Raw genomic sequence first — 25147 nt, 5'->3', positions numbered from 1 at the left:
ACCCCATGATGGGAAAAACGATCTTCATCGACCCGGGGCGCTGCATCGGCTGCCAAGCCTGCGTCTCGGCCTGCCGGGAATGCGATTCGCACCGCGGCAAGTCCATGATCCACCTGGACTACACCGAGCCCGGCCGGTCCGTCGCCTCCCTTCCCACCGTCTGCATGCACTGCGCGGACCCGGTCGCCCCGTGCGCCGAGGTCTGCCCCGCCGACGCGATCCTGGTGACCGCCGACGGTGTGGTGCAGCAGGCCGACACCACCCGCTGCATCGGCTGCGCCAACTGCGTCAACGCCTGCCCCTTCGGCGTCCCGAAGATCGACCTCCAGGCGAAGCTCCAGATGAAGTGCAACCTCTGCTACGACCGCACCGCCTACGGCCTGGCCCCGATGTGCGCCACCGTCTGCCCGACGGGGGCGCTGTTCTACGGCACCCTCGAGGAGCTCCAGGCGGAGCGCCCCGGGGTGCAGGTCGCCGACTCCTTCACCTTCGGCGATGTCGTGGTCAACACCGGTGTGGCGATGGTCGTGCCCGCCGACAAGGTGCAGTGGCCGGTGCCGGGCGGCCTCCCGGTGGTCGAAGTCAACGGGGTGGACGTCCGATGAGCGTGACCCAACAGCCCGCACCGGCGCCCGGCGGCGAGACCGGCGGCGACGAGGCACAGCAGCAGCTGCACGACCGCATCAGCGCCGACTCCCTCACCACCCGCCGCGACTACCTGCGGATCGTGGCCACCGTCTCCGGCGGACTCGCCGTCGGAGGCATCGGCGTGGCCTCCGGCATCCTGCACCGGCACGGCGACAGCGAGGAGGCGCCCCCGGCGAAGAAGGTCACCGACCAGCTCATGCCGGGGGAGTCCGTGGCCTTCCGCTTCCCGGGGGACGAGGATCGGGCCGTAGCGGTCCGGCTGCAGGACGGCACCCTCGTCGGCTACTCGGCCGTCTGCACCCACCTGGCCTGCGCCGTGCTCTGGCGCGAGGACCGCGGCAGCGAGGGCGAGCTGTACTGCCCGTGCCACGAGGGCGTGTTCGACGTCCGCACGGGCGAGGTCACCGCAGGCCCGCCGCCCCGCCCGCTCCCCAGGATCTTCCTGACCGAGGAGATCGACGGCAGTGTCTGGGCCGTCGCAACCGCCCGGTCGGGGGAGCCGGCCCAGGAAGCCCTGTGCCGGCAGTTCGGCGAATCCCGCCCCGAGATGGCCGTCAGGCTCGGCTGTCCCGGCGCGGACCGCCCGACCGAGAGCAGGCGGACATGAGCGATCCACAGGTGCCGCCGCGGCCCGACTACCAACCCGGCAGCGCCCAGCCGCGGCTCAACCGTCCGGTCCGGGAGCGCTACCCCCAGATCCGCGCGACGAGCGGCTACGGCGACCCGCGGATCCGGCACACCGGTCCGGGGCCCGGCGCGGGCAGCGAGCAGGAGCCCGAGCGCTCCTCGAAGCTGACCGCCCGGCTCGCCCTCGCGCTCACCGTGGTCGTCGGGCAGCTGTGGGCGCTGACGGTGACCGTCAACGAATGGATGCAGGGCGACACCGGCACTGCCTGGTGGGGAGCAGGATTCCTCGTCCTGTCCTTCCTCGTCGTGCTCGGTCTGTGGAGCCTCGACCCGAAGGACCGATGACCATGGCCATACGCACCAACACCGAGGCCCGGCCACACCGGGCGGACAGCTACCGTCCGGGGTCCACGATCGGCGACTGGCGCCCCGAGGACGACGCGTTCTGGCAGTCCACCGGCCGCAGGGTCGCCCAGCGCAACCTGTGGATCTCGGTTCCGGCGCTGATGCTCGGATTCGTGGTCTGGCAGGTCTGGTCGGTGACCGTGGTCAAGCTGGGCGACGTCGGCTTCGGCTTCTCCAAGTCGCAGCTCTTCTGGCTGACGGCCGTCCCCGGCATCACGGGCGGCACCTTCCGGATCCTGTACACCTTCATCGGCCCGATCTTCGGCGAGCGGAGGTTCACCGCCTTCAGCACGATCGTGCTCGTCGTGCCGATGCTGTGGCTGGGCTTCGCCCTCCAGGACACCGGCACCCCCTACTGGGAGATGGTGCTCATCGCCGCGGTGTGCGGCATCGGCGGCGCCAACTTCGCGTCCTCGATGGCGAACATCGGCTTCTTCTTCCCCAAGCGGGAGAAGGGCAGCGCCAACGGCCTCAACGGCGGCCTGGGGAACCTCGGTGTCAGCGTGGTCCAGCTGCTCGCCCCGCTCGTGGTCACCGCCGCCGTGCTCGGCGCCCCGGCCGGCGGCCCGCAGCACGACGCCAAGGAGAACACCGACATCTGGCTGCAGAACGGCGCCTTCCTCTGGGTGCCGCTGCTGGTGATCACGGCCCTGCTGGCGTGGTTCCTGATGAACGACCTCAAGGTGGCCGCGGCCCCCTTCAGCCAGCAGAAGATCATCTTCACGCGCAAGCACAACTGGCTGATGACCTGGCTCTACGTCGGGACCTTCGGCTCCTTCATCGGGTTCGCCGCCGGCCTGCCCCTGCTGATCAAGGACAACTTCGAGCCCCAGGGCTACCAGGCCACCACCTACGCGTGGATCGGCCCCTTCATCGGCGCGCTGATGCGCTGGGCGGGCGGCTGGCTGTCGGACAAGATCGGCGGTGCCAGGGTCACCCTGCTGTCGTTCGTGGGCATGGCGGCCTCCCTGGTCGTCGTGATCTTCGCGCTCCCCTCGGGATCCGATCAGGGCAGCTTCTGGACCTTCTTCACCGGCTTCCTCGCCGCCTTCTTCTTCTCCGGACTGGGCAACGGCTCGACCTTCCGCCAGATCCCCGTGATCTTCCGGGACCAGCACGCCCGCGCCGCCGAGGGGAAGGGGCCCGAGGCCCAGGCCGCGGCCCTCAAGCAGTCCGAGATGGAGGCCGGCGCGGTCACCGGCTTCTCCTCCGCCATCGCCGCCTACGGCTTCTTCTTCATCCCGGCGATGTTCGCGAACTTCCACGTCACGAGCGCGCTGTGGTGCTTCATCGTCTTCTACGCCACGTGTCTTGCGGTGTGCTGGTGGTTCTACGCCCGCAAGGGCGCCGAGGCACCCAGCTGACCCCGCCCGGCCCCCGCCGTACCCTGGAGGCATGAGCACCGCCCCCACCCCCGGACCGCGCCCGTCGAAGCACGACTCCCGGCCGAAGCCCGCGCTGGACTTCGACGATCCGCTGGACAGGCAGTCCGCGGACGATACGGACCGAGGGTGGGGCGAGCGGCCTCCCGCCGGCAGCGACAGTGCGGCCGACTTGGCGCGCTTCCTCGACGAGAAGCCGCCGCACCACCTCTGAGTCAGCTCGTGGCCGGGCGGTCCTGGGACCCCGCGCCACCGCCCTCGGCGTTGCGCTGCGCCACCAGAGCGTCCCGGATCTCCTTGAGGACCTCCAGCTCGGTGATCTCCATGGTCTCCTGCACGCCCTCCTTGGCCCTCCGGCGGGCTTCCACCTTGGCCAGGTACTTCGCCATCGGCAGCACCATCAGGAAGTACACGACCGCGGCCGTGATCACGAAGCTGAGCGTCGCCGCGAGCACCGAACCCCACATGATGGGAACACCCGAGACGACATCGCCGGAGGCGTTCGTCTCGCACGGGTCCTTCAGGCAGGACGAGTAGTTGTTCAGGTCCTTGGTCCCGATGGCGCCGACCAGCGGGCTGATGATGCCCTTCACGATGGAGTTCACGATGTTCGTGAACGCGGCACCGATGACGACGGCCACCGCCAGGTCGACCACGTTGCCGCGCATCAGGAAGGCCTTGAAGCCCGCCAGGATGCTCTCCTTCTTCTTCTCGCTCACTACTGAGCCTCTCTTCACGTGTGTCACATCGGCAGCAGGACACGGAGCCAACGGTTCCGAAAACTACGGCAGTCCGGGTGAGAGCTGTCCAATCGGCCCCCGCGTTCAGCTGACTTGACCGTGCGCGCGTGCGAATCAACACAGCGTCACCGCCAGTCGGGACACCGCGCCCGCACCCACCAGCGTCCGCGCGGTCTCGCGGGGCACGGACAGTACGACCAGCGCCCCGCCGTCCCCAACGCCCGTGTCCGCCCGCGGCACTTCGGCGACCAGAGCCGCCACCGCCACCACCCGGGTCCGGCCCGCGTCCGTGCCGGCGCCGCCCGCGGCCACCACGTCCACGCGGTCCCCGCGCCGCAGCAGCCGCACCGTCGCCGCGTCCGCGATCCGCACGGGCGCGGACACGAGCCGCACCGCGGCGGCAGGCGGCGCGGCAGCCGGCGGCGGGGGCGGTGGCTCACTGCGCGAGGCCTGTGCCTCGGGCCCTGCTGCCGCCAGGGCGGCCGCAGCCACCGCGAGCCCAGCCGCCGTCACCCGCCGCCTGCGCCGGACCGCCCTGCGCAGCCGGTCCCCGCCCCGCCCCACCCGGAGCGGGGCGAAGTCCGGGACCCCGCGGGGCGGCGGACACGGAGACGAGGGAGGCGGCGTAACCGCAGATGCGGAGGAGGCAGTAGCAGCAGGGGAAGCGGAGGAAGCGGGCGAGCCGGAGGAAGAAGAGGAGGAGAAGGGGGAGGAGGGGAATCGAGGAGTCGTGCCGGACATGCCGACCACCGCCCGTCGTGAAGGGGTTCGGAGTCCGGACCCGTCGCCCGGACACCCCTCACGATCCGCGACCCCCCACGATCCCGCTCGCGCCTGTGGATGACCCCCAGCCTGTGGAAACCACCCTCACCCCCCAGGGCTACGGAAGCTCGATCCCCAGGTCCCAGCCGTCGTGCGCGTGCGTGCACAGGCAGGCGCGCGCCTCCGTCGCCGGCAGCGCCGCCACCGCGTCGAAGAGCACCTCGCGCAGTCGGCCGACGTTCTCGCCGAACACCTTCAGCACCTCGGTGTGCGACACGCCCTCACCGGTCTCCGCGCCCGCGTCCAGGTCCGTGACCAGCGCCATCGAGGTGTAGCAGAGCCCCAGCTCACGGGCGAGCACCGCTTCCGGGTGGCCGGTCATCCCGACCACGGACCAGCCCATCGCCGCGTGCATCCGCGACTCGGCGCGGGTCGAGAACCGCGGACCCTCGACGACCACCATCGTGCCGCCGTCCACCGGCTCCCAGCCGCGCCCGCGCGCCGCCCCCATCGCCGCCGCCCGCCCGACCGGACAGTACGGGTCCGCGAAGGTGGTGTGCACGACGTTCGGAACCGTGCCGTCCGGCAGCGGCTCCCCGTCGAAGAAGGTCTGCGTGCGGTTCTTCGTACGGTCGACCAGCTGGTCCGGCACCAGGAGGGTGCCCGGTCCGTACTCGGCCCGCAGGCCGCCCACCGCGCACGGCCCCAGCACCTGGCGCACGCCGACCGAGCGCAGCGCCCACAGGTTCGCCCGGTAGTTGATCTTGTGCGGCGGGACCTTGTGGCTGCGTCCGTGGCGGGGCAGGAACGCGATCTGGCGCCCGGCGAGCTCACCCAGGAAGAGGGAGTCGCTGGGGGCGCCGTACGGAGTCTCCACCTGGAGCTCCGAGACGTCCTCCAGGAAGGAGTAGAAACCCGAACCGCCGATTACGCCGATCTCTGCGTTCACCATGTGTCCCACCCTAGGTCGTGTCGTCGCACGGACATGCGAAGGGCCCCGCTGCCGGGTGACGGCTGCGGGGCCCTTCGTGAAGCTGTCGGCGCGCTCAGGCGGCCGGAGTGCTGCTCGGCGCCGGGGCGGCCGGAGCGGGGCTCGAAGCAGCCGTCGACGTGGTCGAGGCCGGCTTCGAGGCGGGAGTGCTGCTGGACGACGCGCCACGGCTGTCGTTCCGGTAGAAACCCGAGCCCTTGAAGACGATGCCTACCGCGGAGAACACCTTCTTCAGGCGTCCCTTGCAGTTCGGGCACTCGGTCAGAGCGTCATCGGTGAACTTCTGCACCGCCTCGAGGCCTTCGCCGCACTCGGTGCACTGGTACTGGTAGGTCGGCACGAATTTCCTCCTGGCACTCTCACTCAATGAGTGCTAACGACGCTCCATGGTGACGTATTCCGCCGGATCAGTCCACCGTCACCGGCACGCGGTGACCGATGCCACGCTCGGCCGCCGGCTTCGAGCGGCGCTCGAGCGAGGCCCGGGGGGAGTTCCCGGGAGCCTTCGGCGCACTGCTCCCCGCAGCCTTCGGACCGGTCTTGGCGGCGGTCTTCGCGGCAGTCTTCACGCCGGGCTGCGCAGCATTCTTCGCGACAGCCTCGGGGGCGTCCCCGGCGGCGGCGTGCGCGCCCTGCTCCGCAAGCTCCAGCGCCTCCGCGAGCTCCGGCGACTCCGCCGGCTCCGATGCGTCCGAGGCCTCCGACGAAGAGCCGACGATCCGGCTCGGGGCCTTCGGCGCCAGCCGCGAGCGCAGCGCGAGCACCGTGGCCAGCGCCAGCACGGTGGCCCCCAGCGGCACCAGGAACCCGGCGCTGGAGCCGTGCGCGTCCGTCAGCCGCCCGGCCGTGGTGACGGCGGCGGCCTGCCCGAAGGCGACCGCACCCGTCAGCCAGGTGAAGGCCTCGGTGCGCGACGCGGCCGGAACCAGCCGCTCCACCATCGTGTAGCCCGTGATCAGGGCCGGAGCGATGCACAGACCAACGACCAGGCCCAGGGCGCCCAGCAGCACCGTGGAGTGCACGGCCCACAGGACGGAGGCGGCAGCGGTCAGACCGATGTACCCGAGGATCAGGCGGCGGCGCGGGCCGATCTTCCAGGCGATGGCACCGCAGGCGATGCCCGCGATCATGTTGCCCGCGGCGAAGACGCCGTAGAGCAGGCCGTTCGCGCCGGGGTTGCCGATCTCCTCGGAGAAGGCGGCCAGCGACACCTGCATGCCGCCGAAGACGGCGCCGATGCCCAGGAAGGCCACGATCAGGACGCGCACGCCCGGGACGGACAGCGCGGAGGCGTGTCGCTCACCGGCGGCGGCGGAGCGGCCCACGGGCTTGGGCTGCGTACCGCGCTGCGCGGCGAACAGCAGGCCGCCCAGCAGGGTCAGCGTGGCCTCGGTGATCAGACCGGCCGAGGGGTGGATCTGGGTGCACAGGAAGGTCGCGAGCACCGGGCCCACGACGAAGGTGAACTCGTCCGTCACGGACTCGAAGGCCGCGGCCGTCGGCAGCAGCGCCGCGCGCTCGCCCTCCAGGCGGGCGGCCCAGCGGGCCCGGACCATCGGGCCGACCTGCGGAACCGAGGCGCCGGCGGGCACGGCGGCCAGCGCCAGCGCCCACAGCGGGGCGCCGAGCAGCGCGAGCGCGGTCAGGGCGCTCACGGCGGCGGAGTGCGCGAGGACGACCGGCACCAGGACGGAGCTCTGGCCGAAGCGGTCGGCCAGCTTGCCCATCTGCGGGGCGAACACGGCCATGGAGACGCCGGTGACGGCGGCGACGATGCCGGCGCTGCCGAAGGATCCGGTGGTGTGCTGGACGAGCAGGACGATGCTGATCGTCAGCATGGCGAACGGCTGCCGGGCGGCGAACCCCGGGAGAAGGAAGCTGAGGGCACCGGGCGTGCGCAGCAGTTGCCCGTAGCCCGCTCGGGACTTGTCGGTCGTGACCGCGGATGTCACGGCCTGGCCTTTCTGCCGCCTGGTAGAGCTCCCGTCTGCGGACGGTGCAGGCCTTGTGAGCCGCACCCGTACTACGGAGCCCCGAGAGCTGTCCTCATGCGCCGAACCGAGTGATACCTGGGCCACCCACTGCGGGAGGGGGCCACGGCCGCCGAGCGGTCGCGCCAGCTCTGCGTCAGGCAGAGTTGGTCGATTGGTGTGCCTTCATGGTACAGGGAAAGCCTCGAGGCGCACCTGTGATTACAGCGACAGGCGGTGGCTTCACCTGCGTTTAACGAGTCCTTCGTCTTCCAGGACCTCTGGAGCCCGGATTACCCGCACTCCGGCCGTTGTGCCCTCCTTCACCCGTGCCCAGCCATCCGGCCAGCTTTCCGCCCCGCGCCACGGCCCTCAGCCGCGCCTCGGCGGCGTCCCGCACCGGGTCCGTGGCCACGACGAGCAGCTCGTCCCCGCGCCGCAGCACCGTCGAGGGCAGCGGTACGAAGCTCTGCTCGTCGCGCACGACCAGGGTCACCGAGGCGCCCGGGGGCAGCCGCAGCTCGCTGACCTCGACGCCGTGCATGCGCGAGGCCTCCGGGATGGAGAAGGAGAGCAGGTGGCCGCGCAGCTTCTCCAGGGGCGCCGACTCGATGCCGAGGTCGGTGGGCGCCCGGTCGGTGCCCAGCTCCAGCTTGCGGGCCACCCAGGGCAGGGTCGGCCCCTGGATCAGCGTGTAGACGACCACGAGCACGAAGACGATGTTGAAGACCCGTTCGCTGCCCTCGATGCCGGACACCATCGGGATCGTGGCCAGGATGATCGGTACGGCGCCGCGCAGGCCGGCCCACGACATCAGGGCCTTCTCCCGCCAGGGCACCCGGAACGGCAGCAGGCTGACGAACACCTCCAGCGGCCGGGCGACCGTCGTCAGCACCAGGCCGACCAGCACCGCGGGCCAGAAGTCGTTCACGAGCTCGTGCGGGGTGACCAGCAGGCCGAGGAGGACGAACATCCCGATCTGGGCTATCCAGCCGAGCCCGTCGGCGAAGCCCCTGGTCGCGGGCCAGTGCGGCAGCTTCGCGTTCCCCAGCACCATCGCGGCCAGGTAGACGGCGAGGAAGCCCGAGCCGTGCGCCAGCGCGCCGGCCGCGTACGCGACCACGGCGATGGCCATCACGGCGATCGGGTACAGGCCGGAGGCGGGCAGGGCCACGTGCCGCAGCCCGTACGCGCCCAGCCAGCCGACCGTGAGGCCGACGGCGACGCCGATGGCCAGTTCCAGGGCGATCTTGCCCACCAGGACGTACCACTCGTCGACCGGGCCGACCGTGGCGAAGGCGACGACGAGGATCACGACCGGGGCGTCGTTGAATCCGGACTCCGCCTCGAGGACGCCGGTCACCCGGGACGGCAGCGGGACCTTGCGCAGGACGGAGAAGACCGCCGCCGCGTCCGTCGAGGAGACGACGGCGCCGATGAGCAGGGCCTGCCGCCATTCCAGCCCGACGAGGTAGTGGGCGCCCGCCGCCGTCACGCCGACGCTGATCGCGACGCCGAGCAGCGACAGGGCGATCGCCGCGGGCAGCGCCGGTCTGATCTCTTTCCACTTCGTCCCCAGACCGCCCTCGGCAAGGATCACGACCAGCGCCGCGTAGCCGATGACCTGCGTGAGCTCGGCGTTGTCGAAGACGACGTTGCCGATCCCGTCCTGCCCGATGGCGACCCCGATGCCCAGGTAGATGAGCAGGCTGGGGAGGCCGCTGCGCGAAGAGACGCGCACGGCGGCCACGGCGATGAGCAGGACGAGCGAGCAGATCAGCAGAAGCTCGTTGAGCTGGTGGACGGTCAGCGGGCGGCCCTTTCCCTTGAAGTGGTCTGCAGGATGCCGGATCGTTCCTGCAAGACGGGTCGGGGGAGACTCGAGGGGGAGACCGCCCCGACGGCAAGTACTTTCGTTACCTTACCTAATCTTTGACGATTCCTTGACGTCCTTGTCACATTGTGAAACGCCTGTTCGACGTAGTCCCTGACACCGCGTCCGAATGGGGTGGACGCTGCGCCTATGGTTGCTCCCAGCACTCCAGGACCACCCTGCCCCCTCGAAGGACAGCGATGCCCGCGAACGAATCCGTCCCCTCCGCCAAGAAGAAGGGACGACGCGCCCGTCTGATCGTGCTCATCCTGGTGCTGGCGCTCGTCGCAGGCGTCGGCTACGGGGCATGGTGGAGCGTCGGCAGCGTCCGCGCCTCCTTCCCCCAGACCACGGGCGAGATTCAGCTCGAAGGCCTGTCCGGGCCCGTCGAGGTCAAGCGCGATGCCCACGGCATCCCGCAGATCTACGCGGCGAGCGACCAGGACCTCTTCCGCGCCCAGGGCTTCGTCCAGGCACAGGACCGCTTCTGGGAGATGGACGTCCGCCGCCACATGACCTCCGGCCGGCTGTCGGAGATGTTCGGCAGCGGCCAGGTCGAGACCGACGCCTTCCTGCGCACCCTCGGCTGGCGCCGGATCGCGCAGACCGAGTACGACTCCAAACTCTCCCCGGAGACGAAGAAGTACCTCCAGGCCTACGCCGACGGTGTCAACGCGTACCTGAAGGGCAAGACCGGCAAGGACCTCTCGGTCGAGCACGCCGCCCTCAAGCTGAGCAGCGACTACCGGCCCGAGCCGTGGAGCCCCGTCGACTCCGTGGCCTGGCTCAAGGCCATGGCCTGGGACCTGCGCGGCAACATGCAGGACGAGATCGACCGCTCGCTGATGACCAGCCGCCTGACCAAGGCGCAGATCGACGAGCTCTACCCGCCGTACCCCTTCGACCGGAACCGCCCGATCGTCGAGGGCGGCTCCGTGGACTCCTCCGGGAAGTACGTGCCCCAGGGCGCCGAGGGTTCGGAAGGCTCCTCCGGCGACGGATCGGGTTCCTCCAGCGGCATCAGCGCCCAGGGCGGCACCGGAAGCGTCCTCAAGACGCAGCTGAGCGCCCTCTCCAAGACCCTCGACGAGATCCCGGCCCTGCTCGGCCCGAACGGCAGCGGCATCGGCTCGAACTCGTGGGTGGTCTCCGGCAAGTACACCACCACCGGCAAGCCGCTGCTCGCCAACGACCCGCACTTGTCCCCCCAGCTGCCGTCGGTCTGGTACCAGATGGGCCTGCACTGCCGCAGCGTCTCGGCCCAGTGCCAGTACGACGTCTCCGGCTTCAGCTTCGCGGGCACGCCCGGCGTGATCATCGGCCACAACCAGGACATCGCCTGGGGCATGACCAACAACGGCGCCGACGTCACCGACCTCTTCCTGGAGCAGGTGACCCCCGAGGGCTACCGCTACGACGGCAAGGTCCTCCCCTTCACCACCCGTGAAGAGGTCATCAAGGTCGCCGGCGGCGAGAGCAAGACGATCACCGTGCGGACCACCAACAACGGCCCGCTCGTCTCCGACCGCAGCGACGAGCTCGGCACCGTCGGCACCCGCGCCCCCGTCAGCGCGGCCGCTCCCGACCGCGGAGCCGGCTACGCCGTCGCGCTGCGCTGGACCGCCCTGGACCCGGGCAAGTCCATGGACGCCGTCTTCAGGCTCAACCGCGCGAAGGACTTCGACGGCTTCCGGGCCGCGGCCCGCGACTTCGAGGTCCCCTCGCAGAACCTGATCTACGCCGACAGCAAGGGCCCCCACGGCAACATCGGCTACCAGATGCCCGGCAAGATCCCGCTGCGCGGCACGGGCGACGGCCGGATGCCCGCCCCCGGCTGGGATTCGAAGTACGCCTGGAAGGGCGCGAAGAACGGCTCGGCCAAGGGGTGGATCCCGCAGGACGAGCTGCCCTGGGACTTCAACCCCGAGCGCGGGTTCATCGTCACCGCCAACCAGGCCGCGGTCCAGAGCGGCGAGGGCAAGTACCCGCACACGCTGACCACCGACTGGGGCTACGGCGCCCGCAGCCAGCGGATCAACGACCTCATCGAGGCGAAGATCAAGGACAGCGGCAAGATCTCGACCGACGACATGCGCACCATGCAGACGGACAACAGCAGCGAGATCGCCACGCTGCTCGCCCCCGTCCTGTCGAAGATCCGGATCTCGGACCCCGACGTCCGCGAGGCGCAGAAGCTCCTGGAGGGCTGGAACTACACCCAGGAGCCCGACTCCGCGGCCGCCGCGTACTTCAACGCCGTCTGGCGCAATATCCTCCGGCTCGCCTTCGGCAACAAGATGCCCAAGGAACTGCGCGTCGAGGGCAGCTGCCTCTACGTCCGCGCCGCGGGCAGCAGCGGCCCGGCCGACGACCTGGCCGAGCTGGTCCGGGAGTGCGGCGAGCGCGATGCCGACTCGGCGCAGCCCGACGGCGGCGACCGCTGGTTCGAGGTGGTCCGGCGCCTGATGAAGGACGAGAAGTCCCGCTGGTGGCAGACGCCGCAGACCCGTCTGGACAAGGCGACCAAGACCCGCGACGAGCTGTTCGCGCGGGCCATGAAGGACGCCCGCTGGGAGCTGACCGCCAAGCTCGGCAAGGACACCGGCACCTGGACCTGGGGCCGCCTGCACCAGCTGACCCTCAAGAACCAGACGATCGGCACCGAGGGCCCCGGCTTCCTGCAGTGGCTGCTCAACCGCGGTCCGTGGAACCTGGGCGGCGGCGAGGCCACGGTCAACGCCACCGGCTGGAACGCCGCCAGCGGCTACGAGGTCACCTGGGTCCCGTCGATGCGCATGGTCGTGAACCTGAACGACCTCGACAAGTCCCGGTGGATCAACCTGACCGGCGCCTCCGGCCACGCGTACAACTCGCACTACACGGACCAGACGGACCTGTGGGCCAAGGGCGAGCTGCTCGACTGGGCGTTCAGCAAGGCGGCCGTCGACAAGGCGACCCGCGAGACGCTGACCCTCAAGCCGTAGCGGCGGGGAAGCGGACGACCCCCGCCGGGGTCACCACCGCCTGAACGGGGTGGTCGTGCGGTTCCTCCGGGACCCGCGCGACCACCTCGGTCTCGTACAGGAGCACCACGAGCGCCGGGTGCGCGCCCGCCCGCTCCAGCCGGGCCAGCACCCGGTCGTACGAGCCGCCGCCGCGGCCGAGCCGCATCCCGCGTCCGTCGACGGCGAGGCCGGGCAGGAGCACGGTGTCGGCGGCGGTCACGGCCTCCGGGCCGAGCCGCGGCCCGGAGGGCTCCAGCAGCTGCATCTTCCCCGCGTGCGCGACGGGGGCGAGGCCGTCCGGTCCGTCGTACGCGGCCCAGTCGAGGTCGTTGTCGGGCAGCAGGACGGGCAGCAGCACCCGGGTGCCGCGCTCGCGCAGGGCGTCGAGCAGGGCGTGCGTGCCGGGTTCGGTTCCGACCGAGACGTAAGCTGCGACGGTTCGCGCGGCGGAGAGCTCGGGCAGGTCGAGGGCCCGGCGGGCGAGGGCCCGGGCGGCCGCCTCGGTCGCGGCGCCGGTCAAGGCGCGGCGGGCGGCGAGCAGTTCGCGCCTTAGGTCCGTTTTGGCGGAACGGTTCTTTACCACAGCGAACTCACAAACCCTTCTAAATCAGCTTCTATTTACCGGAATCTAACCTTCGTTGCATACTCAGCGGCTATCGTGCCGCCATGACTTTGTCGCACCCAGTGATCACCAAGGCTGTCATCCCGGCGGCCGGACTCGGTACCCGGTTCCTGCCGGCGACCAAGGCCACCCCCAAGGAAATGCTGCCTGTCGTCGACAAGCCGGCGATCCAGTACGTCGTGGAGGAGGCCGTCTCGGCCGGGCTGACCGATGTCCTGATGATCACAGGACGTAACAAGCGGCCGCTCGAGGACCACTTCGACCGCAACTACGAACTGGAGTCGGCGCTCGCCGCCAAGGGCGACGACGACCGCCTGAAGCGGGTCCAGGAGTCCAGCGACCTGGCGACCATGCACTACGTCCGCCAGGGCGACCCGCGCGGCCTCGGCCACGCCGTGCTCTGCGCCGCCCCGCACGTCGGCCGCGAGCCCTTCGCGGTCCTCCTCGGCGACGACCTGATCGACCCCCGCGACCCGCTGCTGTCGCGCATGGTGGAGATCCAGGCGGAGACCGGCGGCAGCGTCGTAGCCCTCATGGAGGTCGATCCGGCGCAGGTCCACCTCTACGGCTGCGCGGCCGTGGAGAAGACCGACGAGGACGACCTCGTACGCGTCACCGGACTCGTGGAGAAGCCGGATCCGGCGGAGGCCCCCAGCAATTACGCGGTCATCGGACGCTATGTCCTCAACCCCGCCGTGTTCGACATACTGCGGGAGACCGAGCCGGGCCGCGGTGGGGAGATCCAGCTCACCGACGCCCTGCAGAAGCTTGCCGAGGACGAGAGCGTCGGCGGCCCGGTGCACGGGGTGGTCTTCACGGGCCGCCGCTATGACACCGGCGACCGGGGCGACTACCTGCGGGCCATTGTCAGACTCGCGTGCGAGCGTGAAGACCTTGGCCCCGAGTTCCGGACCTGGCTCCGCAGTTACGTCACCGAGGAGATGTAGCACTTTGAGCACCACCGCACCGCAGGACACCGGCCGCCAGCGCCTCTGGTCGGTGGACGAGCACCTGGCCGACATCCTCGCCGCGGTCCGCCCGCTGGAGCCGATCGAGCTGCAGTTGCTCGACGCCCAGGGCTGTGTCCTGGTCGAGGACGTCACGGTGCCCGTCGCCCTGCCGCCCTTCGACAACAGCTCGATGGACGGGTACGCCGTCCGGGTGGCCGACGTCCAGGGGGCGAGCGAGGAGTTCCCCGCGGTGCTCACGGTGATCGGGGACGTCGCGGCGGGCAGCGGGGACCTGCCCACCGTGGGACCCGGACAGGCCGCCCGCATCATGACCGGCGCCCCGCTGCCCCCGGGCGCGGAGGCCGTCGTCCCCGTCGAGTGGACCGACGGCGGCACCGGCGCGGGAGCCGCCGCCGGGATGACCCCCGCCAGCGCCGCCCCGGAGGGCGCCGGGGGCGACGTGCGGGTGCACCGGGCCGCCGAGGCCCGCGCCCACGTCCGCGCGCGCGGCAGCGACGTCCAGGCCGGCGACCTCGCGCTCAGCGCGGGCACGGTCCTGGGCCCGCCGCAGATCGCGCTCCTCGCGGCCATCGGCCGCGGCACCGTCCGGGTGCGCCCGCGCCCCCGGGTGGTCGTGCTGTCCACCGGCAGCGAACTGGTCCAGCCCGGCGAGGCGCTGACCGAGGGCCGGATCTACGACTCCAACAGCTTCGCCCTCGCCGCCGCCGCGCGGGACGCGGGCGCCATCGCCTACCGCGTCGGCGCCGTGGCCGACGACGCCGAGACCCTGCGCGCCACCATCGAGGACCAGCTCATCCGCGCCGACCTGCTGGTCACGACCGGCGGCGTCAGCGTCGGGGCGTACGACGTCGTCAAGGAGGCCCTGTCCTCCGTCGGCGACGAGGACGAGCCCGGCGCCGGCATCGACTTCCGCAAGCTCGCCATGCAGCCGGGCAAGCCGCAGGGCTTCGGCTCGATCGGCCCCGACCACACCCCCCTGCTGGCCCTCCCGGGCAACCCCGTCTCCTCGTACGTCTCCTTCGAGCTGTTCGTGCGGCCCGCGATCCGGGCGCTGATGGGTCTGCCGGAGCTGCACCGGCCCGTGGTGCGCGCGGTGCTGGAGTCCGGCAAGGCGCTCACCTCCCCGCCGGCCCGCCGGCAGTTCCTGCGCGGCAAGTACGACGCCGAGCAGGGCACGGTCGCCACGGTGGGCGGCTCCGGCTCCCACCTGATCGCGGCACTGGCCCACGCCGACTCCCTGATCGTCGTACCGGAGGACGTCACTTCGGTGGAGCCGGGCACGGAGCTGGAAGTGGTCCTGCTCGGCTGAACCCCTGTGGGTGCGGGTAGCGTGTTGGCCCACACAGGCCTCGCACGAACGTCTGCGGGCCCGGACCGGGAGCGGCACAACCACATGAGTACCCCAGGTGCGCAGAACAGGCTGACCCACATCGACGAGGCCGGCGCGGCCCGGATGGTCGACGTGTCCGAGAAGAACATCACCACCCGTACGGCCCGGGCGAGCGGGCGCGTACTGGTCTCGCCCCGGGTCGTCGAACTGCTGCGCGGCAAGGGAGTCCCCAAGGGCGACGCCCTCGCCACCGCCCGCATCGCCGGGATCATGGGAGCCAAGAAGACCCCCGACCTGATCCCGCTGTGCCACCCGCTCGCCGTCTCGGGCGTGAAGCTCGACCTGTCGGTCGCCGACGACGCCGTCGAGATCCTCGCGACCGTCAAGACCGCCGACCGCACGGGCGTCGAGATGGAGGCGCTGACCGCCGTCGCGGTCGCCGGACTCACCGTGATCGACATGGTGAAGGCCGTCGACAAGGGTGCGGTCATCACGGACGTGCGCGTGGAGGAGAAGACGGGCGGCAAGTCGGGCGACTGGAGCCGCGCGTGAACGCGCCGCGCGGCGGCGAGGCCCACAGCCACAGCCACGGCCCCGCAGCGGCGGGTGCCCCCGGCCCCTCCGGCTCGTCGCTGCCCGCAGCCGGCGGGGCGTGGGAGACCCGGCCGCCCGCAGGCCCCGCGAAGCCGGCGCTGCGCGGCCTCGTCGTGACCGCCTCCAACCGCGCGTCCGCCGGTGTGTACGCCGACAAGGGCGGCCCCCTGCTGGCCGCGGGCCTGACCGCACTCGGCTTCGCGGTGGACGGCCCTCGGGTCGTACCGGACGGCGACCCGGTCGAGCAGGCACTGCGGGACGGAGTGGCGGCCGGGTACGACGTCATCCTCACCACCGGCGGTACGGGCATCTCGCCCACCGACCGGACCCCGGACGCCACCTCCCGCGTGCTCGACTACGAGATCCCCGGGATCCCGCAGGCGATCCGCGCCGAAGGACTGGCGAAGGTACCGACCGCGGCGCTCTCCCGGGGGCTCGCCGGGGTCGCGGGCCGCACCCTGATCGTCAACCTGCCCGGCTCGCCCGGCGGCGTCAGGGACGGGCTCGCGGTCCTCGACCGCCTCCTCCTGCACGCCGTGGACCAGATCCGCGGCGGAGACCATCCGCGACCTTCCGGGAGCCCGAGCTGAACCGTCCCTCCTGGCCGGTGGTGCTGGCGGACGGCCCGGTCGTCCTCCGCCCGATAAAGCTGCGCGACCAGTCGGCCTGGCGCGAGGTGAACCGGCGCAACCGCGAATGGCTGCGGCCGTGGGAGGCGACCATCCCGCCGCCCGCGCCGTGGGGGCCCGTCGTCCAGCGGCCCACGTACCGCCAGATGGTCCGCCATCTGCGCGCCGAGGCCAACGCGGGCCGCATGCTGCCGTTCGTCATCGAGTACGAGGGCCGGCTCGTCGGGCAGCTCACGGTAGCCGGGATCACCTGGGGCTCGATGTGCGCCGGCCACGTCGGCTACTGGGTCGACCGGGAGGTGGCCGGACGCGGTGTCATGCCGACGGCGGTCGCGCTCGCCGTGGACCACTGCTTCCGGACCGTGGGGCTGCACCGGATCGAGGTGTGCATTCGCCCCGAGAACGGACCGAGCCGGCGGGTCGTGGAGAAACTCGGATTCCGCGAGGAAGGGCTGCGGCCGCGTTATCTCCACATCGACGGAGCATGGCGGGACCATCTGGTGTTCGCACTGACGGCCGAAGAGGTGCCGGAGGGGCTGCTGCGCCGATGGCACCGGGCGAGGCCCGGCAGCACGCAGAAATGAAAAGCTTGTTCGAATTCCCAGCGATTAGCCCATAAGCTGATCCGAAGAATCACAAAAAAAGTCCGTGATATCAGCCAGATCGTGCGACACACCGGCCCAATTGGCCGATGCCGTCGCCCGTACCCCTCTACGGTGTGAGATGTGAGCAGCAGCGGCCTCATCTACGCAGTCATCGTCGGGGCCTGGGCCGCCTACTTGGTGCCCATGTGGCTCCGGAGGCAGGACGAGCTGAACGAAGCCCGTCCGACGGAACGCTTCTCCACCGCCATCCGGCTGCTTTCCGGCCGGGCGGGCATGGAGCGCCGTTACGCCAAGGAATTGCGTGAGCGCGGTGCAGAGGCAGCGCCCATGGTGACCCCGGTGGACCCGGACGCCGCGACGGAAGCGATCAGCTCCGTCGACGTCGACGTCCGGGCCACAGCCGTGCCCCCGACCCGGACGGAGCCCAGACCGTCGCAGGCCGCAGCGGCCGCAGCCGCCGCGGCTGCCGGTGCGGCTGCCGCGGAACGCGCACGGCGCCAGCGCCTCCAGGTGCTCGCCCGACGCCGGCGCACCACCGGTTTGCTCTTCCTGGTCTTCACGCTCGGCGCGGTCGTCGCCGCGGTCGGCGGCCTGCGGTTCCTGTGGGCGCCCGGCGTGCCGGCCGTGCTGCTGAGCGCGTACATCGTCCACCTCCGCGTCCAGGAGAAGCGGCGCTTCGCCTTCACGATGGACCGACGGCGCGCCGAGGCCGCCGCCCGGCAACTGCGCGAGAACCGCCCGCGCCGACGCGAGGCCGAGTCCGCCACGGACACCGGATCGGAGCCCGAACCCGCCCCGGTCGTCTCCCCGCAGGAGGCCGGCCGTCGTGCGCTGGTCGAGCAGACCGACCACGCCGAGTGGGTGGACCAGCAGCGCGAGCGCGAGCGCGGTCCTGCGCGCGGCGACAGCTGGGAGCCGGTGCCGGTCCCTCTGCCGACGTACGTGACCGCCCCCGTGGCCCCGCGCGCCTCCGGCCCGGCCGAGTCCTGGAGCGCGGCGCGCTCCAGTGCGGCCGAGCCGACGGACCCGCGCCTGCGGGCCCGGACGCAGGAGGCCGGGCAGAAGCCGGAGGCGGCGGTGCCCGCTCCGTCCCCGGCTCCGGGGGAGCGCCAGCAGCGCCCTGCGGACCGCCGCCGGCCGCGCGAGCGCGGCCGCACTCCGCTGTTCGACCAGTACGAGTCGGACGACCGCCCGCGGGCCGCGAACGAGTGAGGCATGACCTGCGGGGATCGGATTTTTGGATCCGCCGATGGGGATGCTAATGTTTCACACGTCGCAAGGGCCTGTGGCGCAGTCTGGTAGCGCACCTCGTTCGCATCGAGGGGGTCTGGGGTTCAAATCCCCACAGGTCCACAGACATAGAGGTCCCGCCCGGTCACTGACCGGGCGGGACCTCTGCTTTTGCCCGTGGGCTCAGCGGAAGCGGGCGGTCAGCTCCTCGACGAACGCCGTGAGGTGGGGCGGGAGCGGGCCGCGGCGGGTGGCGACGAACCAGGTGCGGGTGAGGTGTTCGGCGCCGATCGGCACCAGCGCCAGGTCGTGCGAGGAAACGTACGGAGCGGCCACCCAGTTGGGGAGCACGGTCACGCCCTGGCCGCCGGCCACCATCTCGATCAGCAGGTCGGTGATCAGCGGCATGGTGCTGATCCGGGCCGGGCGGGCGCCGTGGGGCAGCGGGAGCGGGATCGAGGGGATCCGGTTCTGGTCGTAGACCTCGTAGAGCACCAGGTGGGCGTCGGTGAAGTCGGCCGCGGTGACGTGGGGGAGCGCGGCCCACGGGTGGCCGGCCGGGACCACGATCACCATCTCGTCGTCGAAGAGCGGCGTCAGGCTCACCCGGTCCATCTCCACGTCCGGCTTGGTCACCAGGGCCACGTCCAGCCGGTCGGCCAGCAGGGCGGGCACCGGGGCGTCGTCGGGGACCGATTCGATGCGGACCTCGGCCTCGGGGTGGCGGCGGCGGAAGGCGCGGATCACCGGGGGCAGCCACTGGAAGGTCGTGCTGCACTCGGCCGTGAACCGCACGCGGCGTTCGCCGCCGTCCCGCATCTCGCGCAGGTCGCGCGTGGCGGATTCCAGTTCGCCCAGGACCTGACGGGCCGCCACCAGCATCCGCCGGCCGGCGGCGTTCGGCACCAGGCGGCGGCCGCGGCGGTCGAAGAGCTGCATGCCGAGGCGGTCTTCGAGGCGGGTGAGCCGCTGGCTCAGGGCGGGCTGGCTCACGAAGAGGTGCTCGGCGGCGGCCGTGAGGGTGCCCGCGTCCGCGGTGGCGGAGAGGAGTTCGAGGTCGCGCAGGTCCACATCCAGTGTCATAACCCTGGATTATGGCAGGCTTCGATCTTCGTCGTGGTGTTATGAGCGGCGGGCTCCTAGGTTCGTGATGTCGGCACGGCGCCGGCGGGCGGGCCGTCTGGACGGCACGTCAGCGGCCTTCGCATCCACAGGAGTTCTCCATGTCTCATCCCATCACCGTCGTCGTCACCGGATCGTCGAGCGGCATCGGCCTGGACGTCGCCCGAGCGTTCCTGGCGCAGGGCGCCAACGTGGTCGTCAACGGGCGGGACGCCGACCGGCTCGCCAAGGCCGCCGCCGGGCTCGGGCACCCCGAGCGGGTCGCCCAGGTCGCCGGGGGCATCGGCAGCGCCGCTACCGGCGCAGCCCTGGTCCGGGCAGCGGTCGAGCGGTTCGGCGGGGTCGACGTCCTGGTCAACAACGCCGGGACCTTCGCCTCCAAGCCGTTCACCGAGGTCACCGAGGAGGAGCTCGACGGTTTCCTGGACGGCAACCTGAAGGGCACCTACCTCACCACGCAGGCCGTGGTCCGGCAGCTGCGGGCGCAGGGCCGCGGCGGCAGCATCGTCAACATCGGCACGGTCCTGGTCGACCACGGCCTCGGCGGCTTCCCGGCGTCCGCGCCCGTCGCGAGCAAGGGCGGCGTGCACGCCCTCACCACCAGCCTCGCCGCCGAACTCGCGGCCGACGGGATCCGGGTCAACCTGGTCGCGCCCGGCATCGTCCGCAGCCCCCTGCACGACGGCTCCGACGTCGACTCCCTCGGCGGGCTCGCGCTGCTGGACCGGGTCGGCGAGGTCTCCGAGATCGCCGAGGCGGTGGTGTACCTCGCGGGGGCGGAGTTCGTCACCGGCCACTCCCTGCGCGTGGACGGCGGTCACGTCACCGGGCGCTCGCTGTGACCGGGGAGCCGACCGCAGGGGACGCGGTCCGCCGGGTGCTGGCGGACTACTTCGAGGGGCTGTACCGCGGGGACACCGGGCTGCTGGCCCGGGTCTTCCACCCCGAGGCCGTGTACGCCACGGCCACCGAGGGGCCCCTGCTGCGGCTGAGCATGGCGGAGTACTTCCCCGTGGTCGACCGCAGGGAGCCGCCGGCGGCCCGGCGGGAGGCCCGCCGGGACCGGATCGTCTCGGTGGAGTTCGCGGGGCCCGTGACCGCGCTGGCCCGGGTGGAATGCGCGATGGGGCCCCGCCACTACACCGATTTCCTGACATTGCTGCTGGTGGAGGAGCGTTGGCAGATCATCGCCAAGGTCTTCCACTTCGAGACGGAGGACTGAGCTGTGCCGTACGTGAACGTGAAGATCACGCGGGAGGGCGCCACGCCCGGGCAGAAGGCGGCGGTCATCGCCGGGATCACCGACGTGCTGGTGAAGGTGCTCGACAAGAGCCCCGCCACCACGTTCGTGGTCATCGACGAGGTCGCCCTCGAGGACTGGGGCATCGGCGGTCTGCCGGCGGAGGAGTTCCGCCGGCAGGGCTAGCCGGTCGGCTGTGGGCTCAGCAGGTGCGGCCGACGTACCAGGCGCCGTCGATCTTGCTCGCCGAACCCAGCCAGGTGTCGCCGGGGCCCACGCAGCGCTCGTAGTTGGGCCCCCACACCTCCACCTCGATGACGACGCGGGTGTTGGTCGCGCAGTGGTTGTACCAGGCGTCGGAGTGCGTCTCGTAGAACCCGCAGGGGTTGGCGGCGGCGGGCGTCGCCGTGACGGTGCCGAGGCCGAACAGCAGGGCGGTGGCGCCGAGGGCGGCGGAAAGGGAACGCATCGGTCGCGTGGATCGCATGGGGACACTCCTCGTGTAAAGCGCAACGTATGTAGCGGGTGTAGCGGGTGTAGCGGGTGTAGCCGGTGTGACGGGTCGCGCACGAAGAGTGTTTCGATCATGACGGTGCGTAGTCACGCCGTGTCGCTCGTACGAGCGAATCAGTTCACCGGATCCGGTGGGATCGGGTTTGGACCGAGAATGCAGCATGACGATCAACGAGCAGGTGGATGCGGTGACGGCGCTGGCGTGGTCGGCGCTCGGGGGCGCGGAGGAGTTCGCGGCGCGGGCCCGGTACCGGGGCGGCAGCGCGCTGGGCGGCGGGCGGCTGCCGGTGCGGGAACTGGCCCGGGCCACGGTCGGGGCGTGCTCGCTGGCGGCAGCGGAACTGTCCGCCGCGCGTACGGGGTCGGCGGGCTTGCCGGAGCGGCTCACGGTGGACGAAGGGGCGGTCTCGACCGCCTTCGTGAGCGAGCGTCACCTGCGGGTCGACGGGCGCGCGCCGGTGAGCTTCGCCCCGCTGTCCGGCTTCTGGCGCACGGGTGACGGCGGATGGCTGCGCACGCACGCGAACTATCCGCACCACCGGGCCGCGCTGGCCGCGGCGCTGGGGCTGGGTCCGGGGCAGGAGACCCCCGAGGAGCTGCGGAAGATCCTGGCGGACCGGTCGGCGCAGGACGTCCAGGAGCAGGTGTACGCGGCGGGCGGGCTGGCCGTCGCGGTGGCGGACGGGCTCGGGGCGCCGCTGCCGCTGGTGGAGGCGCAGGACGGAGAGGTGCGGGGCCGGGTGCTCGGCCCGGACGCGCCGGCCGGGCTGCCGGCCTCGGGGGTACGGGTGCTGGACCTGACCCGGGTCATCGCGGGGCCGGTCGCGACCCGGACGCTGGGGCTGCTCGGCGCGGACGTGCTGCGCGTGGACGCGCCGGGGCTGCCGGAGGCGGACGACGCGCAGGCGGACACGGGCTTCGGCAAGCGGTCGGCGCAGCTGGACCTGGCGCGGCCGGGGGACCGGGCGGTGTTCGAATCCCTGCTGGCGGAGGCGGACGTGGTGGTCTCCGGGTACCGGCCGGGGGCGCTGGACCGCTTCGGACTGTCGGCGCAGGAGCTGATGGCGCGCCGGCCGGGGCTGGTGGTGGCGCAGCTGTGTGCGTGGGGCTGGACCGGGCCGTGGGCGGGGCGGCGCGGCTTCGACTCGCTGGTGCAGGCGGGCTACGGGATCGCCGCGCTGGAGGCGGGCCCGGACGGGCGTCCGGGGGTGCTGCCGGCGCAGGCGCTGGACCACGGGACGGGCTATCTGATCGCGGCGGGCGTGCTGAGGGCTCTCGCGGAGGGGGGTGGGCGGGCGCTGCGGTACTCGCTGGCCGGTACGGCTTCGTGGCTGGTCCGCGACGTGGCTGCGGTCCCCGTGGCCGAGTCCGCGGGCGCGTACGACGCGGAGGACTGGCTGCTGGAGGGGGACTCGGCGTACGGGCGGCTGCGGTACGCGAAGTCGCCGCTGGCGGGTGTGGCGGGGGACTGGGTACGGAGGCCGTCGCGCTGGGGTACGGACCAGGCGGCCTGGCTGTAGCCGGCCGGGCGGGCTGCGCCCGCGCTCCGCGCGGGCTGGTTCACCCACCCGCACCACCCGTGCGGGTGGGTGGGTGGGGCTGAGGGCTTCCCGTGGGTGGTGGCCCGCCGTCGGCGGCTGCCGGGCCGGCTGCCGGGCGCGGCCCGGTGGGCTTGCCGTCGGTGGCGGCTGCTCCCGGGCAGGGTTACGGCTTCAGGGGTTTGGACATGCAGCGGCTGGAGTCGTAGGTGCGGTAGAGGCCGAACTTTTCGCAGTAGTCGTAGCCGCTCGACAGGTAGAGGGATATCGCCTCCGGCTGCTGGTCGCCCGTCTCCAGGGCCATGCGGGTACGGCCCGCCGCAAGGGCGTCCGCTTCCAGTTCGGCCAGGATGCGGCGGGCCAGGCCCAGGCCCCGGGCCTCCGGGATCACGTACATCCGCTTGATCTCGGCGTCCCCGTCCGAGTAGCCCTCGTCGTTCGCGTCCTGGCGGCGCCAGGCCCCGCTGGCCACCGGGGCGCCCGTGGCGTCGTACGCAAGGAGGTAGAGGCCGTTCGGCGGGGTGAACATCGCCGGGTCGAGCGGGGTCGCGTCGCCTTCGCCTTCGTAGCGCTCGCGGTATTCGAGCTGGACCTGGTCGTTGAGCTTGACCGCGTCCGGGTGGTCGTAGGAGGCGGCGCGGAGGTGGATCCCGTTCGGCATGTGAACATCGTACGGAAGCGTGAAACGGCGGAGGTATGGTGCCGGGATGCTCACTGTGACCTCCGTGAATGTGAATGGGATCCGCGCCGCGGCGAAGAAGGGCTTCGTGCCGTGGCTGGCCGGGACCGGGGCCGACGTGGTGTGCCTCCAGGAGGTCCGGGCCGAGGAAGCGCAGATCCCGGTCGAGGTCGGGCAGCCCGAGGGCTGGCACACCGTCTTCGCCCCCGCGGCGGCCAAGGGCCGCGCCGGCGTCGCGCTCTACACGCGGCGGGCGCCCGAGCGCACGCAGGTCGGCTTCGGCAGTGAGGAATTCGACGCGAGCGGCCGCTACCTGGAAGTCGACCTCCCGGGCGTGACCGTCGCGAGCCTGTACCTGCCCTCCGGCGAGGCCGGCACCGAGAAGCAGGACGAGAAGTACCGCTTCATGGCGGAGTTCCTGCCCTACCTCGCCGGGCTCCGGAGCCGCGCGGCCGCGGACGGCCGCGAGGTGCTGGTCTGCGGGGACTGGAACATCTGCCACCGCGAGGCCGACCTGAAGAACTGGAAGACCAACCGCAAGAACGCCGGCTTCCTGCCGGAGGAGCGCGCCTGGCTCGGGCAGGTCTATGCCGCCGACGGTGACGGGGCCGGTTACGTCGACGTCGTGCGCTCGCTGGAGCCCGAGGCCGAGGGCCCGTACTCCTGGTGGTCCTACCGCGGCCGCGCCTTCGACAACGACGCCGGCTGGCGCATCGACCTGCACGTGGCCACCCCCGGGCTGGCCGCGCGGGCGGTGAAGGCCGTCGTCGAGCGGGCCGCGACGCACCCCGAGCGCTGGTCCGACCACGCGCCCGTGACGGTCACCTACGGGCCCTGACCGCGCAGCCTGCGGTCCATCGCCATCGACAGCTCGGCCTCGACCACGCTCTTGGCCAGCGGCCGCAGCCGGTCCATCGCCCCGGGCAGGTCGTCCGGGCCGCCCGGCAGGTGGGCGGCGATCAGCTCTCCGAACAGCTCCGCCATCGCGTCCGCGTGCTCGCGCACGCGGCGGCCCGCCTCCAGCACCGCGGCGAGCGGGACGCCCTCGCGGACCAGCGCGGAGGAGACGTCCAGCAGTCGGCGGCTGATGTGGACGATCTCGTCGCCGTCGACGGCGAGGTAGCCGAGTTCCAGCGAGGCGGCCAGGTTCTCCGGGGTGACCTCGCCCTCGAAGTAGTCGGCGAGCGCCTCGGGCGTCAGCCGCACCGGCGTCTCCTCGGACCAGTCCAGGCCGCCGTCCGGGAGCCCGAGCAGTTCGCCGAGCTGGCCGACGTCCCGGCCGCTCTCGAAGGCCGCCGTCAGCTCGGCGATCCCGCCGAGGGTGTGGCCGCGCTCCAGCAGCGCGGCGATCGTGCGCAGGCGGGCCAGGTGGTGGTCGTCGTACCAGGCGATGCGGCCCTCGCGGCGCGGCGGCGGGAGAAGCTTGCGCTCGCGATAGAAGCGCACGGTGCGCACCGGGATGCCGGCCGCCTCGGCGAGCTCCTCCATCCGGTACTCGCGTACCGTGCCCTTCTCGGGCTCTGCAGGCTGTTTGTCGTCCACCACGGGCGCAGCCTATGGGGTGAGGTGCGTACCGTCGGTAACTTTCCGCGCGTGGCCCCTACCCATGAGTACTGCGCTGCTCTACCCTCCCAACCATGCCAGTGATTGCTGGCAGAGTCGTGGACTCGG

At 71.9% G+C, this 25147-nt stretch carries 27 protein-coding genes, 1 tRNA gene and 1 pseudogene; 18 read left to right on the top strand and 11 right to left on the bottom strand.

From position 1 onward, the window contains the following. The first annotated feature begins 5 nt into the window (after positions 1-5). From ACZ7H1_RS14365 to ACZ7H1_RS14345, 5 genes are read left to right on the top strand one after another with little or no spacing between them, the layout of a single operon-like run. On the top strand, positions 6-605 hold the full coding sequence (locus tag ACZ7H1_RS14365; protein WP_470786590.1) for a 4Fe-4S dicluster domain-containing protein: 600 nt from the start codon (positions 6-8) through the stop codon (positions 603-605). Then, positions 602-1255 carry a Rieske (2Fe-2S) protein gene (locus tag ACZ7H1_RS14360; RefSeq protein WP_470786589.1) on the top strand — a complete coding sequence of 218 codons (654 nt, stop codon included), beginning with the start codon at positions 602-604 and terminating at the stop codon, positions 1253-1255. The genes ACZ7H1_RS14365 and ACZ7H1_RS14360 overlap by 4 nt, the downstream gene beginning before the upstream one ends. Then, a complete protein-coding gene (locus ACZ7H1_RS14355; RefSeq protein ID WP_470786588.1) occupies positions 1252-1620 on the top strand; it encodes a DUF6755 family protein in 369 nt (122 codons plus the stop codon). Before ACZ7H1_RS14360 ends, ACZ7H1_RS14355 begins: the two co-directional genes overlap by 4 nt. Before the next feature lie 2 nt (positions 1621-1622). Further along, entirely contained in the window at positions 1623-3044 is a 1422-nt protein-coding gene (locus ACZ7H1_RS14350; RefSeq protein WP_470786587.1) for a NarK family nitrate/nitrite MFS transporter, read from the top strand. A gap of 31 nt (positions 3045-3075) precedes the next feature. Next, positions 3076-3276 (top strand): hypothetical protein, encoded by a 201-nt coding sequence (locus tag ACZ7H1_RS14345; RefSeq protein WP_470786586.1) that lies wholly within the window; start codon positions 3076-3078, stop codon positions 3274-3276. Between the two features lies 1 nt (position 3277). On the opposite strand, the gene mscL is transcribed toward ACZ7H1_RS14345, so the two are convergent. The 6 genes and pseudogenes from mscL to ACZ7H1_RS14315 all read right to left on the bottom strand — a co-directional run bounded on the left by mscL (position 3278) and on the right by ACZ7H1_RS14315 (position 9335). After that, positions 3278-3781 carry a large conductance mechanosensitive channel protein MscL gene (gene mscL, locus ACZ7H1_RS14340; protein ID WP_470786583.1) on the bottom strand — a complete coding sequence of 168 codons (504 nt, stop codon included), beginning with the start codon at positions 3779-3781 and terminating at the stop codon, positions 3278-3280. 135 nt (positions 3782-3916) lie between these two features. Next, on the bottom strand, positions 3917-4186 hold the full coding sequence (locus ACZ7H1_RS14335) for a hypothetical protein (protein WP_470786581.1): 270 nt from the start codon (positions 4184-4186) through the stop codon (positions 3917-3919). A gap of 496 nt (positions 4187-4682) precedes the next feature. Then, positions 4683-5516 carry an S-methyl-5'-thioadenosine phosphorylase gene (locus tag ACZ7H1_RS14330; protein WP_470786580.1) on the bottom strand — a complete coding sequence of 278 codons (834 nt, stop codon included), beginning with the start codon at positions 5514-5516 and terminating at the stop codon, positions 4683-4685. Between the two features lie 94 nt (positions 5517-5610). Beyond that, positions 5611-5895, bottom strand: a complete 285-nt coding sequence (locus tag ACZ7H1_RS14325; protein WP_470786578.1) for an FmdB family zinc ribbon protein — start codon at positions 5893-5895, stop codon at positions 5611-5613. A 373-nt stretch (positions 5896-6268) separates the two neighbouring features. Further along, positions 6269-7507 (bottom strand): annotated as a pseudogene (locus ACZ7H1_RS14320) (MFS transporter); the annotation flags it as partial. A gap of 271 nt (positions 7508-7778) precedes the next feature. Further along, on the bottom strand, positions 7779-9335 hold the full coding sequence (locus ACZ7H1_RS14315; protein ID WP_470786651.1) for a potassium/proton antiporter: 1557 nt from the start codon (positions 9333-9335) through the stop codon (positions 7779-7781). 263 nt (positions 9336-9598) lie between these two features. On the opposite strand from ACZ7H1_RS14315, the gene ACZ7H1_RS14310 reads away from it, so the two are divergent. Continuing rightward, positions 9599-12382 (top strand): penicillin acylase family protein, encoded by a 2784-nt coding sequence (locus tag ACZ7H1_RS14310; protein WP_470786577.1) that lies wholly within the window; start codon positions 9599-9601, stop codon positions 12380-12382. Here the strand turns inward: ACZ7H1_RS14310 and ACZ7H1_RS14305 are convergent. Next, positions 12372-12986, bottom strand: a complete 615-nt coding sequence (locus ACZ7H1_RS14305; RefSeq protein WP_470786575.1) for a 5-formyltetrahydrofolate cyclo-ligase — start codon at positions 12984-12986, stop codon at positions 12372-12374. The genes ACZ7H1_RS14310 and ACZ7H1_RS14305 overlap by 11 nt on opposite strands. Positions 12987-13069: 83 nt before the next feature. On the opposite strand from ACZ7H1_RS14305, the gene galU reads away from it, so the two are divergent. The 7 genes from galU (at position 13070) to ACZ7H1_RS14270 (ending at position 18507) form a co-directional block, all read left to right on the top strand. Continuing rightward, complete coding sequence (gene galU / locus ACZ7H1_RS14300) at positions 13070-13972, top strand: UTP--glucose-1-phosphate uridylyltransferase GalU (protein WP_470786574.1); 903 nt, start codon at positions 13070-13072, stop codon at positions 13970-13972. 4 nt (positions 13973-13976) lie between these two features. Next, positions 13977-15305 (top strand): molybdotransferase-like divisome protein Glp, encoded by a 1329-nt coding sequence (gene glp / locus ACZ7H1_RS14295; RefSeq protein ID WP_470786573.1) that lies wholly within the window; start codon positions 13977-13979, stop codon positions 15303-15305. An 84-nt stretch (positions 15306-15389) separates the two neighbouring features. Continuing rightward, entirely contained in the window at positions 15390-15878 is a 489-nt protein-coding gene (moaC, locus tag ACZ7H1_RS14290) for a cyclic pyranopterin monophosphate synthase MoaC (RefSeq protein WP_470786572.1), read from the top strand. A gap of 140 nt (positions 15879-16018) precedes the next feature. Then, positions 16019-16510, top strand: a complete 492-nt coding sequence (locus ACZ7H1_RS14285) for a MogA/MoaB family molybdenum cofactor biosynthesis protein (RefSeq protein ID WP_470786650.1) — start codon at positions 16019-16021, stop codon at positions 16508-16510. 17 nt (positions 16511-16527) lie between these two features. Continuing rightward, positions 16528-17133, top strand: a complete 606-nt coding sequence (locus tag ACZ7H1_RS14280; RefSeq protein ID WP_470786571.1) for a GNAT family N-acetyltransferase — start codon at positions 16528-16530, stop codon at positions 17131-17133. 141 nt (positions 17134-17274) lie between these two features. Continuing rightward, a complete protein-coding gene (gene sepX, locus ACZ7H1_RS14275) occupies positions 17275-18366 on the top strand; it encodes a divisome protein SepX/GlpR (protein ID WP_470786570.1) in 1092 nt (363 codons plus the stop codon). Positions 18367-18433: 67 nt separating this feature from the next. Beyond that, positions 18434-18507 (top strand) — tRNA-Ala (locus ACZ7H1_RS14270). A 60-nt stretch (positions 18508-18567) separates the two neighbouring features. On the opposite strand, the gene ACZ7H1_RS14265 is transcribed toward ACZ7H1_RS14270, so the two are convergent. After that, the gene (locus ACZ7H1_RS14265; protein WP_470786569.1) at positions 18568-19467 is read right to left on the bottom strand and encodes a LysR family transcriptional regulator; all 900 of its coding nucleotides are present in this window, start codon (positions 19465-19467) and stop codon (positions 18568-18570) included. 140 nt (positions 19468-19607) lie between these two features. On the opposite strand from ACZ7H1_RS14265, the gene ACZ7H1_RS14260 reads away from it, so the two are divergent. From ACZ7H1_RS14260 to ACZ7H1_RS14250, 3 genes are read left to right on the top strand one after another with little or no spacing between them, the layout of a single operon-like run. Further along, positions 19608-20348 (top strand): SDR family NAD(P)-dependent oxidoreductase, encoded by a 741-nt coding sequence (locus ACZ7H1_RS14260; RefSeq protein WP_470786568.1) that lies wholly within the window; start codon positions 19608-19610, stop codon positions 20346-20348. Further along, the gene (locus ACZ7H1_RS14255; protein ID WP_470786567.1) at positions 20345-20728 is read left to right on the top strand and encodes a nuclear transport factor 2 family protein; all 384 of its coding nucleotides are present in this window, start codon (positions 20345-20347) and stop codon (positions 20726-20728) included. Before ACZ7H1_RS14260 ends, ACZ7H1_RS14255 begins: the two co-directional genes overlap by 4 nt. A gap of 3 nt (positions 20729-20731) precedes the next feature. Continuing rightward, a complete protein-coding gene (locus ACZ7H1_RS14250; protein WP_470786566.1) occupies positions 20732-20932 on the top strand; it encodes a tautomerase family protein in 201 nt (66 codons plus the stop codon). A gap of 16 nt (positions 20933-20948) precedes the next feature. Here ACZ7H1_RS14250 and ACZ7H1_RS14245 read toward each other — a convergent pair whose 3' ends face one another. Next, a complete protein-coding gene (locus tag ACZ7H1_RS14245; RefSeq protein WP_470786565.1) occupies positions 20949-21233 on the bottom strand; it encodes a DUF6355 family natural product biosynthesis protein in 285 nt (94 codons plus the stop codon). A gap of 187 nt (positions 21234-21420) precedes the next feature. Between ACZ7H1_RS14245 and ACZ7H1_RS14240 the strand changes: the two genes are divergently transcribed. Next, positions 21421-22779, top strand: coding sequence for a CoA transferase (locus ACZ7H1_RS14240; RefSeq protein ID WP_470786563.1), 1359 nt, complete (start codon positions 21421-21423; stop codon positions 22777-22779). A 184-nt stretch (positions 22780-22963) separates the two neighbouring features. On the opposite strand, the gene ACZ7H1_RS14235 is transcribed toward ACZ7H1_RS14240, so the two are convergent. After that, complete coding sequence (locus ACZ7H1_RS14235; RefSeq protein WP_470786562.1) at positions 22964-23458, bottom strand: GNAT family N-acetyltransferase; 495 nt, start codon at positions 23456-23458, stop codon at positions 22964-22966. A 46-nt stretch (positions 23459-23504) separates the two neighbouring features. Between ACZ7H1_RS14235 and ACZ7H1_RS14230 the strand changes: the two genes are divergently transcribed. After that, entirely contained in the window at positions 23505-24314 is an 810-nt protein-coding gene (locus ACZ7H1_RS14230) for an exodeoxyribonuclease III (protein ID WP_470786560.1), read from the top strand. Here the strand turns inward: ACZ7H1_RS14230 and ACZ7H1_RS14225 are convergent. Continuing rightward, positions 24302-24964, bottom strand: a complete 663-nt coding sequence (locus tag ACZ7H1_RS14225; RefSeq protein WP_470786648.1) for a MerR family transcriptional regulator — start codon at positions 24962-24964, stop codon at positions 24302-24304. The two genes, ACZ7H1_RS14230 and ACZ7H1_RS14225, sit on opposite strands and share 13 nt — an antisense overlap. Between the last annotated feature and the right edge of the window lie 183 nt (positions 24965-25147).

This window comes from Streptomyces sp. NPDC037401 (assembly GCF_055602345.1).
The sequence above is the reverse complement of the archived record's forward strand: the minus strand, read 5'-3'. Positions and strand labels throughout refer to the sequence as shown.

What these genes read in the sequence shown, in the direction of transcription:
- ACZ7H1_RS14360 (WP_470786589.1), top strand. Translation starts at nt 602, where the DNA reads ATGAGCGTGACCCAACAGCCCGCACCGGCGCCCGGCGGCGAGACCGGC.
- galU (WP_470786574.1), top strand. Translation starts at nt 13,070, where the DNA reads ATGACTTTGTCGCACCCAGTGATCACCAAGGCTGTCATCCCGGCGGCC.
- moaC (WP_470786572.1), top strand. Translation starts at nt 15,390, where the DNA reads ATGAGTACCCCAGGTGCGCAGAACAGGCTGACCCACATCGACGAGGCC.
- ACZ7H1_RS14330 (WP_470786580.1), bottom strand. Translation starts at nt 5,516, where the DNA reads ATGGTGAACGCAGAGATCGGCGTAATCGGCGGTTCGGGTTTCTACTCC.
- ACZ7H1_RS14355 (WP_470786588.1), top strand. Translation starts at nt 1,252, where the DNA reads ATGAGCGATCCACAGGTGCCGCCGCGGCCCGACTACCAACCCGGCAGC.
- ACZ7H1_RS14310 (WP_470786577.1), top strand. Translation starts at nt 9,599, where the DNA reads ATGCCCGCGAACGAATCCGTCCCCTCCGCCAAGAAGAAGGGACGACGC.
- ACZ7H1_RS14265 (WP_470786569.1), bottom strand. Translation starts at nt 19,467, where the DNA reads ATGACACTGGATGTGGACCTGCGCGACCTCGAACTCCTCTCCGCCACC.
- ACZ7H1_RS14365 (WP_470786590.1), top strand. Translation starts at nt 6, where the DNA reads ATGATGGGAAAAACGATCTTCATCGACCCGGGGCGCTGCATCGGCTGC.
- ACZ7H1_RS14350 (WP_470786587.1), top strand. Translation starts at nt 1,623, where the DNA reads ATGGCCATACGCACCAACACCGAGGCCCGGCCACACCGGGCGGACAGC.
- ACZ7H1_RS14345 (WP_470786586.1), top strand. Translation starts at nt 3,076, where the DNA reads ATGAGCACCGCCCCCACCCCCGGACCGCGCCCGTCGAAGCACGACTCC.
- ACZ7H1_RS14235 (WP_470786562.1), bottom strand. Translation starts at nt 23,458, where the DNA reads ATGCCGAACGGGATCCACCTCCGCGCCGCCTCCTACGACCACCCGGAC.
- ACZ7H1_RS14240 (WP_470786563.1), top strand. Translation starts at nt 21,421, where the DNA reads ATGACGATCAACGAGCAGGTGGATGCGGTGACGGCGCTGGCGTGGTCG.
- ACZ7H1_RS14245 (WP_470786565.1), bottom strand. Translation starts at nt 21,233, where the DNA reads ATGCGATCCACGCGACCGATGCGTTCCCTTTCCGCCGCCCTCGGCGCC.
- ACZ7H1_RS14230 (WP_470786560.1), top strand. Translation starts at nt 23,505, where the DNA reads ATGCTCACTGTGACCTCCGTGAATGTGAATGGGATCCGCGCCGCGGCG.
- ACZ7H1_RS14260 (WP_470786568.1), top strand. Translation starts at nt 19,608, where the DNA reads ATGTCTCATCCCATCACCGTCGTCGTCACCGGATCGTCGAGCGGCATC.
- ACZ7H1_RS14225 (WP_470786648.1), bottom strand. Translation starts at nt 24,964, where the DNA reads ATGGAGGAGCTCGCCGAGGCGGCCGGCATCCCGGTGCGCACCGTGCGC.